Raw genomic sequence first — 13,304 nt, forward strand, 5'->3', positions numbered from 1 at the left:
CCCTCAGGGCTTGACGTACTGGCTGAGCCAGGTGAAGGCGGTCGGCACCATCGGCTTCCAGGTGGAGATCATGTGCGGGCCGGTGGTCTCCACCGGGTTCACCGTGGTCGGTGGCTTGGCCGCCTGGGCCAGGGCTTGGGCGTCCTCCAGGCCGTCGCCCTTGCGGCCGGTCAGGTAGAGCGCGACGTTCGGCGGGGTCTGGGCGTGGGTCAGCATGTAGAGCGGGTTGTCGACCTCGCGCAGGTGCGGGTCCTTGGCGGTCAGCGAGTCCGACTCGCCCTTCGGGTCGTTGTAGCCGGACATCGCGATCGCGGCCCGGAAGCGGTCCGGGTGGGCGATCGCCAGGCGGGTGGCGCAGTGCGCGCCCGCCGAGTAGCCGGCCACCGCCCAGTGGTCCGCCGCCGGGTCGACCCGGAAGTTGTCCAGCACCATCTGCGGCACGTCCCGCCACAGCCAGGTCTCCGCGTTGACCTTGCCCGGTACGTCGGCGCAGCCGGTGTCCACGTTCCCCGGCAGCAGGGTGACCCGCGGCGATACCAGGATGAACGGCGCCACCTGACCCGACTTCATCAGCGGCGCCAACTGCTTGGACACGTCCATGCTGCCGAACCAGGCACTGGCCGAGCCGGGGAAGCCGGCCAGCAGCTCGACCACCGGGAAGGTCTTGCCCTGGTACGCCGGATCGTCGTACTGCGGCGGGGTCCAGACCAGCACCTCGCCGTCCACCCCGGACAGGCGACCCTTGAGCTGGGTCTCCTTCACGTCCTTGGGGACGCCGGGGTCGTCGACGCCGTGCCACTGCTGGGTGACCTTGGGCTGGTCGGGGCTGTTGGCGGCCGGTCTGGGCGCGGGAGCCGGGTGGCGGCCCGGGAGCAACGCGAGGGTGAGGGCGGGGACGACGACCATCGTCACGGCGAGCGTGGTACGCAGTGTGGTCCGGCGCCGTCGCAGCCCGCGGCCGTCGCGGACGATCGCCGCGTACGGCGCCGGGGAGACGACGAGGTCCGCCGTGCCTTGAGCGAGGGCGTGGCGCAGCCCGGCTTCGTCGGTGGGGGTGTGGCTCTCGTCAGGCCAGGTCATGTGAGCACCTTCGATCGGGAGTCGGTCATCACTGGCGTGCTGAGGTCGGTGAGGCCGTGGTGGGCGCGTAGCTTGGCCAGCCCCTTGGCGGCCTGGCTCTTGACGGTGCCGGCGGAGCAGCCGAGCGCGGCGGCGACCTGCGCTTCGGAGAGGTCCTCCCAGTAGCGCAGCACCACCACGGCTCGCTGCCGCGCGGGCAGCGCGGCGAGAGCGGCGAAGAGCACCTGGCGCTGGTCGACCTGCGCGCTGGCGTCTGTCGGGTGCGGGCCGCTCGGCTCCAGTAGTTCGTCGGTCGGGTACTCCGCCAGGCGGCGCTTGCGGAAGCGATCGATGTTGCTCGTCACCAGGATGCGGCGCACGTACGCGTCCGGACTGTCGCTGCTGCGGACGCGTCGCCAGGACGCGTACACCTTGGCCAGCGCGGTCTGCGCCAGATCCTCCGCGTCGTGCTGGTTCCCGGTCAGCAGGTACGCCGTCCGGACCAGCCCGTTCCACCTGCCCTGTACGAAGCCACTGAACTCCGCCTCCTCGTCGTAGCTGCCCATCAGCATCACCCCCCTCACCTGTTCAGACCACGAACTCCGTGGATCAGGTTGCCTGGCGGGGCTACTCAGTGCTCCGGTGGGAGTTCTAGCCGATTTCTCCATCGCCGCGGCCGAGCGAGAAGTCGTCGCCGGCCGAGCGGCTCCGCCCCTCGCTGCTCGGCATGAGTGGGTACAGGTCCGCAGCGTGAAGCCCGGGTCGCAGTGGCCGAGGTAGACGGCCAGGGCCTCGACGCGGCAGTGCGAGCGGGCGGGATTCGAGCGCTCCGGACGCTCGGCGACTCGGCGCTGCGCGGCGAGGACGAGGAGACGGCCCGCGAGGTCTGGCTCAAGGCCGCTCAGGCAGGCGACGCCGAAAGCGCCGTGCGGTAGGGCGACTGGCTGCGGCGCAATCTCGACTCCATCATGGGTGGGCGGGCCGTCTGACTGGGGAGCGCGGCCGATCAGGGGCTGCCAGCAGACCCCAGGTCACGGGCTTGCAGGGACCAATAGCTGCACGAGTGGCAGGACTTCGCCAACCGGCTGCACGACGCCGGGCACCAGCTGTACTGCCTGGTCTGGCCGTAGGCCGCGGCCGGCCCGGGCCGCGTGACCATCCGTCAGGCGTGGTGCGGTGCTGCGGCGTCACGGGCGGGCGGCCCGGTGGCCGGCGCGGTCCAGGACGTGGACGGTGAGGGGGCGGCCGGCGAGTTCGTCCTCGCGGAGCCGGGTGAAGCCGAGGCGGCGGGCGACGGCGGTCGAGCCGTCGTTGCCGTGGTGGATCATCGCGGTGATCGTGGGCAGGGAGAGCCGCTCGAAGCCCCAGTCGAGCACGGCGCGGGCGGCCTCGGTCGCGTAACCGCGGCCCCAGTGGGCGCGGGCGAGGGTCCAGCCGGCCTCGGTCTCGTCGAACTGCTCCCACCAGAACAGACCGGCCCGGCCGATCGTCTCGCCCGTCCCGGTGAGTTCGACCGCGCACAGGCCGTGACCGCGCCGCTCCCACTGCTGCTCGATGGTGTGCAGACGGGCGGCGGCCTGCTCCCGGGTGTAGCTGCCGACGAAACGGCCCACCTCGGGGTCGGCGTGCAGCCGCACCCACCAGTCGGTGTCGGCCGTGGAGAGCGGGCGCAGCCGCAGGCGGTCCGTGGTGATGACGTACATTCAGCCCTCTTCTCGGGTCGTACGGGTGTCGTGCGGCCGAAGGCCCCTGCGGGCACTCCGTGATCTTGCAACGTCGGGCCCGCGCGGTTTGCTCCTGACCGGGTCCACCGGGGCCCGGGCGGGCCCGCCTGCCCGCCGTGTGCGGGTGAATCCCGGCGGTGCGATGCTGGAGCGCGGGGGCCGACCGAGCGCAGAGGCCTATGGAGAGCTCATCCCCTGGTCGTGGCCCCGGAGGCCGGCCGACCCCCGGGGCGGTGCGCCGGCTGCTGCCCGGGGTCCTCTCCGGTGCGCCCGCGGCCCTCGCCGCACGGAACGCGGCACGGGTGACGCTCGCGGCCTGCGCCGGCTTCTACCCCTGCCTGTACGTGCTCCACCAGCCGGTGACCGCGACCTACGCGCTGTTCGCCGTGGTGTCGATGGGCACGCCCTCCCGGATCCCCGGTACCGGACGGCAGCAGGCCCCGGTGATCGCCCGTGCGCTGCCGGTCGGGTGGGCGCTGGTCACCGCCGGGACACTTCTCGCCGTCAACACCTGGGCGGCCGTCGCGGGCACGCTGCTGGTCAGTTTCGTGCTGGCCTTCGCGGCGGCGGCCGGACCCAGACCGGCCGGGGCGGCTCCCGGACTGCACCTCCTGTACATCCTGCCGTGCTTCCCGCCGTTCGCGCCGCAGACGCTGGGCCAGCGGCTCGTCGGGGTGACCGTCGGGGTGGCACTGCTGGTGGCCGCCGACACACTGCTGTTCCGCGACCCGGCTCCGCCCGGGTACCGGGCGCTGCTGGCCGATGCGACGGCGGCCGCCGCCGGGTGCGCCGAGGAGCTGGCCGGCGGGAGGGGGCTGCGGCCGGTGACCCGGGAACGGGCGCACCGGGCGGGTGAGGCGCTGAGTCCCGGTGCGGTGCCTCCGGCGGAGCGGCCGGCGGCTCCCGGGCGGCACGAGCGGGCGCTCTCCTATGCCGGCGGTGCGGTGCGTCAGCTGCTCGCCCGGCTGTCGGCCCTGCCGCCGCCGGCGGCGGGGCCAGGCGGGGCGGCGGTCGGGCGGGAGACCGCGGTCGCGGTCAGAGCGGCCGAACGGCGGTTGCTGGAGAGCATCGGCGCGGTGGTGGGGCAGGCCGCGCAGGCGTTGCGGGCCGAGGGTCCGGTGACCGCGGTTCCGCCCGCGTCCGCCCTGGACGGGGCGTTGGCGGACTTCCGGCGCGAACGGCTCTTCGGGCCGAGTCCCTCCGACCGGCCCGCCCTGCGGGCGGCGATGCTTCGCCAGGCGGCGCTGGTGGAGGCCGGAGAGGCGGCCCGGACCCTGCTGGGATCGATCGCCGTGGCGGCCGGGGAGGGCGACCGTACGGAGCTGCCCGAGGACCTGGCGGCCGGGCCGCTGTGGTTCGCGCGGGTGGAGACCTGGGAGCTGTGGGCGGTGCGGCTGACCAGGAACGTCAACCGGCGGTCCGTGTTCTTCCAGAACGCCGTCCGGACCAGCCTCGGCCTGGCTGCGGCGCGGGCGGTCACCGGAGTGGTCGCCATCCCGCACGGCTTCTGGGCGATGCTCGCCGCGCTGACCCTGACCCGCACCAGTACCACCCAGACCGGCCGGACGGTCCGCCGGGCGCTCACCGGCACCCTCCTCGGCGCCCTGGCCGCGGCGGGTCTGCTGGTGGCCGCCGGGCAGCACCACGTCGCGTACGCCGTGGTGCTGCCCGTGGTGATGCTGGCGGCCTTCCTGTTCGGTCCGCTGCTCGGGGTCGGCTGGGCGCAGGGGCTGTTCACCGTGGTGGTGTCCATGGTGTTCGCCCAGCTGGCACCGGCGGGCTGGCAGCTGGCCGAGGTCCGCTTCCTGGCCGTCCTCACCGGCAGTCTCATCGGTCTGCTGTGCGGGCTGCTCGCCTGGCCGCACGGGGTGCGCGGCGAGCTGCGGCGCGACGTCGCCACCGTGCTGCGGATCGTCGCCTCGACGATCACCGACACGGTCATGGTGCTGACCGGCAGCCGACGCGAACCGTCGCTCTCCCAGGCCCGGGTGATCCACAGACTGACCCTGGCCGAGGCCACGTACGCCCAGTGCCAGGGCGAGCCCGCCGACCTGCGGGCGGACGGGATCGACTGGCAGGCCGCGCTCATCGCGGGTCACCACGCGGTCCGCGGTTCGAACCGGCTGCTCGGTTCGCGGACGGCCCCGGGCCAGGGGCCGGGAGCCCTCCGGGAGCACCGTGACGACGGTCTGTGCGAGACCGCGACGCGCGTCGCCAACGAGTACCTGGCCCTCGCCGAACAGCTCGACCCGGTGGGAGGGGACCCGGCGCGCTCGGAGCGGCTGGAGACGGCGCCGTACGGCTTCGCCGGGATCGGGCCGCGGGTCGTGACGACGGAACGGCTGACCGAGGGGGCGGACGGGTTCCCGGCGCAGCGCCTGCTGCTGTTCGACACCGGGGTCTGGCTGCAGGGGCTGGCCCTGGATCTGGGACGGATCCGTACCGGGCCACCGCGGGGGACGGAAACGGCGTGACGGGGGCAGCCGGGGTTGCGGGACGCCTCTGACCGAGGCAGAACGGGAGCATGCAGGTAGTGCTGCCCGTCCTGTTCGCGCTGTGCGCCGCCCTGAGCAACGGCTTCGCCGTGGTGATGCAGCGGGTGGCCGCGCTCTCGGTGCCGCGTTCGGACCGGTTCCGGCTGGGGCTGATGTGGGACCTGCTGCGGCGTCCGGTCTGGCTGGGCGGCATCCTCGCGGTGATCGCGGCGGCCGTGTTCCAGGCCTCGGCGCTGGCCACCGGGCCGATGACCGTGGTCCAGCCGCTGTTCGTGACGGAGCTTCCGCTGGCACTGATCATCGGCTCCCGGGTGCTGCGCCGGCGGCTGCCGCCGCGCGGCTGGCTCGCCGTGGGGTGTGTGGTGGTCGGCCTGGCGGTGGCGATGGCCGCGCTCTCGCCGTCGGCCGGGACCGACCATGCGTCGATGGTCCGCTGGATGCCCGCGCTGGCGGGCTGCGGCGGGGCGGTGGTCCTGCTGTCGCTGGTCGCGCTGCGGCAGCCGGAGGGCCGGGTCAGGGCGGGGTGCCTGGGCGCGGCGGCGGCCATCGCCTACGCGCTCACGGCGGCCCTGATGAAGTCGTCGATGTTCGTCCTGGGCGAGGACGGCGTCCCGTCCTTCTTCCTGGCCTGGCAGACCTACGCCTTCGCGCTCGTGGGAATGTCCGCGCTGTTCCTGCTGGAGAACGCGATGCAGGCCGGGCCGCTGGTGGCCTCGCAGCCCGCGCTGACCCTCGGGGACGCCCTGGTGAGCCTGGCCCTCGGGGTGGCACTGTACGAGGAACGGGTGCGCGGCGGCTGGTGGTTGGTGCCCGAGCTGCTCGGTGCCACCCTGGTCGCGGTGGGGGCCGTCACCCTGGCCCGGATCCCGCTGGCCGCACTGGTCCACGTGCAGGCGCCGCGCTGATCCCGGGGGTGGGAGCGGAGAACCGGGCCCATGACAGGGCCTCGCGGCCCCGGGGTACCGCCGCCTACCAGGGGGTCGGGTGGATCTCGAAGGCGGTGAGCCCCTCCGGGGCCTCCTCGTGCTGGCGGACCCCGTTGACGACGGCCGACTCGGGACCGTGGTGGGCCCACCGGAGCAGCTGGGCGACGGCGGCGGGCGGGCCCTCGAAGACCGCCTCGACGGTGCCGTCCGGGAGGTTGCGCACCCAGCCGGCCACACCGTGCCGCTGGGCGACCTGGCGGCAGGTGTCGCGGAAGAACACGCCCTGGACCTGGCCGGAGACGATCACTCGGCTGCGGATCACGGATGCCTCGCCAGGGTGGTGACCGGGGTGCGGCTGACCGTGTGGCCCGAGCCGGCGGCGAGGGTGGCGAAGGCGGTCGCGTCGAGCACGGCGGCACCGCCGAGGTCGTTGTTGAAGTACACGTAGACGTCGTCGTAGTCGTCGGGCCAGGCTTCGGTCAGGCGGCCCAGCCAGTGCGTGAGGCACTGCCTGCCGTACCTGGGGAAGGGCTGTGCGAGGCCGGCGTGGAAGCGCAGGTAGCCCCAGTCGGCGGTGCGCCAGAGCGGGGTCACCGGGCGGGCCTGGCGGTCGGCCCAGCAGAGGGCGGCGCCGTGCCGGGTGAGGACGTCCCGGATCTCGGGTGTCCACCAGGACTCGTGGCGCGGTTCGACGGCCACCCGGGTGCCGGCCGGGAAGCAGGCGAGGCAGGCGTCGAGGAGTTCGGCGCCCGCCCGCAGGGTCGGCGGGAGCTGCAGCAGGATGGGCCCGAGCCGGGGGCCGAGACCCGAGGTGGCCGTACAGAGCCGCTGGACCGGCTCCTGCGGGTCGTGCAGACGCTTGATGTGGGTCAGGTAGCGGCTCGCCTTGACCGCCATCACGAAGTCGTCGGGGACCCGGGAACGCCAGTCGGCGAAGGTCTCGGGCGGCGGGAGGCGGTAGAACGCGTTGTTGTTCTCCACCGTGGCGAACCGCCGGGCGTACTCCTCCAGCCAGATCCGCCGCGGCACCTCCTTCGGGTAGAGGCGGCCGCGCCAGTCGTCGTACTGCCAGCCCGAGGTACCGACGAACAGGGCCATGTCTCCATGGAAGCACGCCCTATCCGGGAAGGCCGCTCTCCAGCGCGAGAAGGTCGGCGACGCTCTGGCGGCGGCGGATGAGGCGCGTGCTGTCGCCGTCGGTGAGGATCTCGGGGATCAGCGGCCGGGAGTTGTATGTGGAGGACATGCTGGCGCCGTACGCGCCGGTGTCGTGGAAGACCACCAGGTCGCCGATCTCGGTGCCGGGCATCGGGATCGGCTCGACGTCGCCGCCGGCGGCCTGGGTGAAGACGTCGCCGGACTCGCAGAGCGGCCCGGCCAGCACGGTGTCGCGGCGCTCGGTGAGCCGGGGCGCACCGGACGGGTCGAGCACGGTGACCCGGTGGCTGCTGCCGTACATCGCGGGCCGCATCAGGTCGTTGAAGCCCGCGTCGACCAGCACGAAGTGGTTGGCGCCGACCGGCTTCTGCGCCCGTACCTCGCTCAGCAGGACCCCGGAGGAGGCCACCAGGAAGCGGCCCGGCTCGATCTCCAGCCGTACGGGGTGGCCGAGTTCGGCGGCGAGCTCCCGGCGGGCGGAGTCCCAGAGGCGGAAGTAGCGGTCGGTGTCGACCTCGGGATCCTGCGGCGTGTACGGGACGGAGAGGCCGCCGCCGGCCGAGACGGCGCGGATGTCGTGGCCGGACAGCCGGACCTGCTTGACCATGGTCTCGCAGACCGCCTCCAGGTGGCCGTAGTCCACCCCGGAGCCGATGTGCATGTGGAAGCCGATCAGGTCCAGTCCGTAGCGGTCGACCAGGGCGAGGCTCTCGGCGAGGTGCTCGTGCCAGATGCCGTGCTTGCTCTGCTCGCCGCCGGTGTTGGTCTTGCGGCTGTGGCCGTGGCCGAAGCCGGGGTTGATCCGGATCCAGACCGGGTGGCCGGGGGCGGCGCGGCCGATCTGGTCGAGCATCTGGGGCGAGCCCGCGTTGACCGGGACGCCGAGTTCGACCACCCGACGCAGGGTCGGCCGGTCGAGCAGGTCGGCGGTGAAGACGATCGGCTCGTCGGGCCCGTCCGGCTGGAAGCCGGCGGCCAGGGCGCGCTCCAGCTCGCCGAGCGAGACGGCGTCCACGGCGACGCCCTGCTCGCGCATCAGCCGCAGGATGTGGGTGTTGGAGCACGCCTTCTGCGCGAACCGGATCTGGTCGAAGGCACGCAGCCTGGCGATCTGGGCGCGGATCGGCGCGGCGTCGTAGACCCAGGACGGGGTGCCGTACTGCTCGGCGATCCGGGCGAGCCGGGGGCCGTCGAGGGCGCCGGGAAATGCGGGGGCAGGGGTCGTCATGGTCCGGTCCGTCTCTCGCGCCGCTGGGAATCGCTGCACCTCGAATCCTGCTTGAACGGGCCCGTTGATCGCAGCGCTGTCCACGCCTCGGAAGCCGAAAGACCGGGACTCGGGATGGGCGAAATGCCCAGTTCAGACGGGGTGCTGGAAACCTTGCGGCCGCGTCCTGGCGGCGGCGCAGGGTTTCTTGCACAGCTGTCGGCCGCCCTGAAAAACAGGGCTTTCCCGGCGGTCCGGTCCGCTTCGGCGGCGGGCCGCGGAACGGGGTGTTCCGGGGGCGGCGCGGAGTGCGTGGTGGGCGGACGGACGGGAGACGATCGCCCCGGGGGCGGGGAGCGTGCGACCGGCGTCGCGTGCTCCCCGCCCCCGGACCGTGCGTGTTCGGGCTCGGCGGGACCCCCTGCGAAGGCGCCCCGCCGTGCGCGCGGTTCCTCGCGCCCCTCAGCCCTGCACGTAGACGATGCCGAGCTTGGTGAGCTGCCAGGACTGGTTGGCGGCCGAGGTGTCCTGGGCCAGGACGACCTGGGGGTTGCCCTGGGCGTCGAGTTGGGCCGAGGCGGTGGCGACCTTGGTCGGGTCCTGGGAGTCGGCCAGCTCGTAGGTGCCGTTGGCGCCCGGCCTGAGGATCCAGTGCTGGTTGCCGCCGCCGTTGCAGCCCCACTGCTGCAGACGGGTACCGGGCGCGGTGGAGGCCGCGTCGGCGTCCAGGCACATGGTGCGGTTGCCGCTGAAGTCCAGCTCGTAGCTGCCGCCGGACTTGGCCTCCAGCACGAAGGACTGGTTCAGTCCGCCGGTCGCCGGATAGGTGATCGCCCCGCGCCCGTTGGTGCTGTCGCCGTACGTCCCGCCGCCCGAGAGGTCCAGGGCCTGGCCGTTGGCGGCGTTGGTGAACTGGTACCAGGCACCGTCCTCGGGCCGGTCGGGGAAGGGCCGGCCGGGCGTCAGCGGTTCGACGGAGGTGGTGTTCTGCTGGTTCAGGCTGCAGAACGCCTCCTGCTGGTCCGGCAGTTGGTAGAACTGGGCCAGGCAGCGCGCCTCGGCCGCGTAGCCGGCCACCCGCAGGTGGTACGACTGGCGCACCATGTTCATGCAGACGCCCGGGATGCTGATCTGCGAGTCGCAGCCGTTGCGGGTCTTCTCCGAGAGGTCGATGACGTCACCGTTGGTGTACTCGTACGGTGAGCTCGTCCACTCCGCGCAGACCTCGTGGCCGTAGCTGACCCGCCGCTGGTCCAGGTACCGCACCCCGGGCACCTGGGAGGCCGCCTGCCGCAGGGCGTCGCTGAACGTGGGCACCACCCAGTTGTGCCCCCAGGCGAGGTCCTCGGGGAAGGCCGGGCAGCCGTCGGTGATCTTGCCGAGGTAGTCGTTGCGGCGGATGTCCGGGGTGATCGGGGTGAAGTACGACTGGTAGACCAGCTGGTACGAGGAGTCCGGGTAGCCCGCACCCCGCATGGCGTTGCGGACGCTGGTCAGCGCGGCCACCACCTTGGGGACGACCTTCACCGCGCGCTGCCTGATCGTGTCGCTGCCGATGGTGTCGCGGCAGCCCTGCGACTTGGGGATCGGGAAGTACTGGGCCAGGCAGCCGAGCATGATGCCGCTGAAGTCGAAGTCGTCGTTGGCGCCGATCGTGACGACCACCATCTTGACGTTGTACTTGCCCGCCACGTCGGCGAGTTGGACGTCCTGCTTGGGCTCGCCGAAGTCGCCGCTGCCACCGCCGGTGACCTTGGCCAGCTCCGGGTCGCTGACCAGGTCGCCGGTCTGGGCGCCGGAGCAGGCCAGGTCGATCGGGGTGACGCCGGGCAGGCCGGTGACGAAGATCTCGGACTTCTCGTGCCGATGGCAGTAGTCGGTGGGGCTGTCGGTGCCCGCGACGTAGGCGTCGCCGGTGTCGGTGCCCGCACCCTCGCCGGAGATGGCGCTGTCGCCGAGGGCGACGATGGCGGCGGGCTTGTCGGTGTGCGGGACCGAGGGCGTGGCGGCGGCCAGAGCGCCCGGGGCGCCCGCGAGGGTGAAGGTCGCGATCAGTCCGGCGGCGGCCAGCAGGGCCCCTGGCCGGTATCTGCGCGCACCTGACAGGTGTGACCTGGTCACGCATGACTCCTTGGCGGTGGGGGACCGTCCGACGTGCGCCGGACGGCGCGGAGCATGGAGCGTGCTTCGCCGCCCGGGGGGACCTGGGGGCGCACTGGGTCCTGTCGGGCCGCAAAAGGTGAGTCGGCCTCACATGTTAGGTACTGACAAGTAGCTCAACAAGGGTCAGAACGGACTTCCCCACGGTCTGTCAACTCGGCCCGGCAAAGCGGCGGAGCCGCCACCCTGCACGCCCCAGGAGGGGGAGGCGGAGGATGGCGGCTCCGAGTGACGAACCGACCGGGGGGAGCGCCGGCTCCCCGGGCGTCAGGCGCCGGCGTCCGCGTTGACGCAGGTGTTGCCGAACGTCGGGTTCAGCACACCGATGAGGATGTCGACGCTGTTGCCGCACAGGTTGACCGGGAGGTGGACCGGCACCTGGATGTTGTTGCCGGAGGCGACACCCGGGGAGTTCACCGCGGCACCCTCCGCCTCGGCGCTCGCCATGGCGGTACCGGCTCCGACCGCGGCCAGGCCGACCACGGCGGCGCCGACGGCTGCGGCCTTCTTGATGCTCATATTGAGTCTCCTCGTTGAATCAGATCTTCCAAGCGCCACCGCAGAATTGGGCCACGGCCTGGAAAGCGCACAGGCATGCGTCAGTCCCAACGAACCCCTGGTGGTCCAGTTGCGTGCCCTGGTTCGCATTCACCCGTTGGCACTAATACACGGCGTTCGGGTGATCGCGAAATTCGCCCGTTTCCCACCGCCCACCCCGTCGTTCTTACTGGCGAAACACGCTTCACCACCCGGCAGGAACCGCAGAGCAGGACCTGCCGCAAGACCGGCAAGAAATGAGACACATCATGCGCAAGCTCGCCTACGGCGCGTTCGGCACCGCGGCTGCCGCGGCCCTGCTGCTCAGCGGCGCCGCCACCGCCTGGGCCCACGGCGCGTCAGCGGAGGGCGTGGCCGCCAAGTCGCCCGGTGTGCTCTCCGGCAACAACATCCAGGTGCCGCTCCACATCCCGGTCAACCTGTGCGGCAACACCGTCGACGTCGACGGCCTGCCGAACCCGGCCTTCGGCAACCTCTGCCTCAACAGGTGACCACGGGCGGTTCCCCGCTCGCCACGGCCCCGCCGGCCTCCGCCCGGCGGCGGCCGCGCCCGTGAACTCCCGGGGGAGGCGACCCGCCACCGGACTCCCGTCCACCGGGCGGCCTTCCCTGGATGCCCCGCAGAACGCCTGCTCCCGGCCGTGCGAGAGCAGGCGGCGGGGCGCCGAACAGAGCGGCCAGGCACCGCCCAAGCCACGGGCGACCCGAGCGCCTCCGGCCGCGTGAACGAAGACCACGGCCCATCCGAAAACCACCGGGCGATGGTTCCGATTCGCCCGTGCCCCGACCGTCAGACGTCGGGCAGAAACGGAGGAAACCCCTATGCGCAACGTCAAGAAGGTCGCCGTCCTCTCGGCGGCCGCGGCCGGCCTGGTCCTGGGCTCCGCCGGTGCCGCCAGCGCCAGCGCGGACGCCCACGGCGCGGCCGTCGGCTCCCCCGGCGTGCTCTCCGGCAACAACGTCCAGGTGCCGGTCCACGTCCCGATCAACCTGTGCGGCAACACCGTCAACATCGTCGGCCTGCTGAACCCGGCGTTCGGCCACACCTGCATCAACGCCGACGGCAAGCACGGCTTCCACGACTGAACCGGCCGCAGCCGAGCCGGCTGCGTCCATGCCGCGTGAGGATTCCTGCCGAACGCGGCGCCCCCTCCCGTGTGTGTGATCTAGGAGATCTTCCCCCATGCAGAACATGAAGAAGGCCGTCGTCCTGACCGGTGCCGCCGCCGGTCTGGTGCTGGCCGGTGCCGGTGTCGCCAACGCCAGCTCGGACGCCCACGGCATCGCCGCCAACTCCCCCGGCGTGCTCTCCGGCAACCAGATCCAGGTCCCGCTGCACGTCCCGATCAACCTGTGCGGCAACACCGTCGACGTCGTCGGCCTGCTGAACCCGACGTTCGGCAACACCTGCGCCAACGTGGACATGAAGCACGAGCACGACCACGACCACGACCACGACCACGACCACGACGGCGACGACTGCTGAGACGTCCCAGCCGCACATCGACTGCCCCTCGGCCCCAGGGCCGGGGGGCAGTTCGCTTCGGCCCGGCCCCCTGCGGCCCGGCCGGGGCGCTCGAACCCACCGATCCGAAGGACTCGCCCCATGCCTCGAATCACCGTCGGCGCCGGCCTGTTGACCGCGCTGGGCGCGGCGCTGCTGCTGGGCGCCGCGGCACCGGCCGCCTCCGCCGCTCCCGCCACGACCGGCCCCGCCCTGCCGAAGCCCTCGACCGAGCTGCAGAACGTCGAGGTGGCCCCCGCCCTGGCCGGCGCCCTCGGCGCGCTCGGGTACGCCGTGAAGCCCGCCAAGGAGCTGCGGCTCGACCCATGGGCCAACTCCGGGGCCGATGTGCTGAACAACGGGGTCTCGCTGGAGCCGGACGGCGTGAAGCCCGTCCAGAGCTCCGCGCTGACCGGCCCGCTGAGCGCCGGCGGCGGCCCGAAGGACCTGGCGGGGGTCGGCCCGCTGCTCGGCGTCCTCCCCGGCTGACACGCCCCGGCCGACACGCCCCGG

The 13,304-nt window shown here is 72.8% G+C and carries 15 protein-coding genes; 7 read left to right on the top strand and 8 right to left on the bottom strand.

What is annotated here, in order from left to right; all coding sequences use genetic code 11:
• Positions 1 to 3: 3 nt before the first annotated feature.
• Together ACSMTC_RS15780 and ACSMTC_RS15785 are read right to left on the bottom strand one after the other, a co-directional pair.
• Positions 4 to 1,080, bottom strand: coding sequence for an alpha/beta hydrolase (locus ACSMTC_RS15780; RefSeq protein ID WP_436560318.1), 1,077 nt, complete (start codon positions 1,078 to 1,080; stop codon positions 4 to 6).
• Positions 1,077 to 1,625: a SigE family RNA polymerase sigma factor gene (locus ACSMTC_RS15785; RefSeq protein WP_436560319.1), complete on the bottom strand. Its 549-nt coding sequence runs from the start codon at positions 1,623 to 1,625 to the stop codon at positions 1,077 to 1,079. The genes ACSMTC_RS15780 and ACSMTC_RS15785 overlap by 4 nt, the downstream gene beginning before the upstream one ends.
• Before the next feature lie 201 nt (positions 1,626 to 1,826).
• On the opposite strand from ACSMTC_RS15785, the gene ACSMTC_RS15790 reads away from it, so the two are divergent.
• On the top strand, positions 1,827 to 1,994 hold the full coding sequence (locus tag ACSMTC_RS15790; protein WP_436560320.1) for a hypothetical protein: 168 nt from the start codon (positions 1,827 to 1,829) through the stop codon (positions 1,992 to 1,994).
• 252 nt (positions 1,995 to 2,246) lie between these two features.
• On the opposite strand, the gene ACSMTC_RS15795 is transcribed toward ACSMTC_RS15790, so the two are convergent.
• Complete coding sequence (locus ACSMTC_RS15795) at positions 2,247 to 2,762, bottom strand: GNAT family N-acetyltransferase (RefSeq protein WP_436560321.1); 516 nt, start codon at positions 2,760 to 2,762, stop codon at positions 2,247 to 2,249.
• Positions 2,763 to 3,016: 254 nt separating this feature from the next.
• Here ACSMTC_RS15795 and ACSMTC_RS15800 point away from each other — a divergent pair, with 254 nt between their 5' ends.
• Positions 3,017 to 5,257, top strand: coding sequence for an FUSC family protein (locus ACSMTC_RS15800; RefSeq protein WP_436560322.1), 2,241 nt, complete (start codon positions 3,017 to 3,019; stop codon positions 5,255 to 5,257).
• A gap of 50 nt (positions 5,258 to 5,307) precedes the next feature.
• On the top strand, positions 5,308 to 6,183 hold the full coding sequence (locus tag ACSMTC_RS15805; RefSeq protein ID WP_436560323.1) for a DMT family transporter: 876 nt from the start codon (positions 5,308 to 5,310) through the stop codon (positions 6,181 to 6,183).
• Positions 6,184 to 6,247: 64 nt separating this feature from the next.
• Here the strand turns inward: ACSMTC_RS15805 and ACSMTC_RS15810 are convergent, their stop codons facing one another.
• The 5 genes from ACSMTC_RS15810 to ACSMTC_RS15830 all read right to left on the bottom strand — a co-directional run bounded on the left by ACSMTC_RS15810 (position 6,248) and on the right by ACSMTC_RS15830 (position 11,248).
• A complete protein-coding gene (locus tag ACSMTC_RS15810) occupies positions 6,248 to 6,526 on the bottom strand; it encodes an acylphosphatase (RefSeq protein ID WP_436560324.1) in 279 nt (92 codons plus the stop codon).
• Entirely contained in the window at positions 6,523 to 7,302 is a 780-nt protein-coding gene (locus ACSMTC_RS15815) for a DUF72 domain-containing protein (protein WP_436560325.1), read from the bottom strand. The genes ACSMTC_RS15810 and ACSMTC_RS15815 overlap by 4 nt, the downstream gene beginning before the upstream one ends.
• A gap of 19 nt (positions 7,303 to 7,321) precedes the next feature.
• On the bottom strand, positions 7,322 to 8,590 hold the full coding sequence (gene lysA / locus ACSMTC_RS15820; protein WP_436560326.1) for a diaminopimelate decarboxylase: 1,269 nt from the start codon (positions 8,588 to 8,590) through the stop codon (positions 7,322 to 7,324).
• A 441-nt stretch (positions 8,591 to 9,031) separates the two neighbouring features.
• Positions 9,032 to 10,690: an RICIN domain-containing protein gene (locus ACSMTC_RS15825; protein ID WP_436560327.1), complete on the bottom strand. Its 1,659-nt coding sequence runs from the start codon at positions 10,688 to 10,690 to the stop codon at positions 9,032 to 9,034.
• A 306-nt stretch (positions 10,691 to 10,996) separates the two neighbouring features.
• Positions 10,997 to 11,248 (bottom strand): chaplin, encoded by a 252-nt coding sequence (locus tag ACSMTC_RS15830; protein ID WP_436560328.1) that lies wholly within the window; start codon positions 11,246 to 11,248, stop codon positions 10,997 to 10,999.
• A gap of 287 nt (positions 11,249 to 11,535) precedes the next feature.
• On the opposite strand from ACSMTC_RS15830, the gene ACSMTC_RS15835 reads away from it, so the two are divergent.
• The 4 genes from ACSMTC_RS15835 to ACSMTC_RS15850 all read left to right on the top strand — a co-directional run bounded on the left by ACSMTC_RS15835 (position 11,536) and on the right by ACSMTC_RS15850 (position 13,280).
• Positions 11,536 to 11,778 (top strand): chaplin, encoded by a 243-nt coding sequence (locus ACSMTC_RS15835; protein ID WP_436560329.1) that lies wholly within the window; start codon positions 11,536 to 11,538, stop codon positions 11,776 to 11,778.
• Between the two features lie 331 nt (positions 11,779 to 12,109).
• Complete coding sequence (locus ACSMTC_RS15840) at positions 12,110 to 12,373, top strand: chaplin (protein ID WP_436560330.1); 264 nt, start codon at positions 12,110 to 12,112, stop codon at positions 12,371 to 12,373.
• 97 nt (positions 12,374 to 12,470) lie between these two features.
• Positions 12,471 to 12,773: a chaplin gene (locus ACSMTC_RS15845; RefSeq protein WP_436560331.1), complete on the top strand. Its 303-nt coding sequence runs from the start codon at positions 12,471 to 12,473 to the stop codon at positions 12,771 to 12,773.
• A gap of 120 nt (positions 12,774 to 12,893) precedes the next feature.
• Entirely contained in the window at positions 12,894 to 13,280 is a 387-nt protein-coding gene (locus ACSMTC_RS15850) for a hypothetical protein (RefSeq protein WP_436560332.1), read from the top strand.
• Positions 13,281 to 13,304 lie beyond the last annotated feature (24 nt).

The organism is Kitasatospora sp. HPM-01-4 (assembly GCF_051374625.1).
In the GTDB taxonomy this organism is placed as follows: Bacteria; Actinomycetota; Actinomycetes; order Streptomycetales; family Streptomycetaceae; genus Kitasatospora.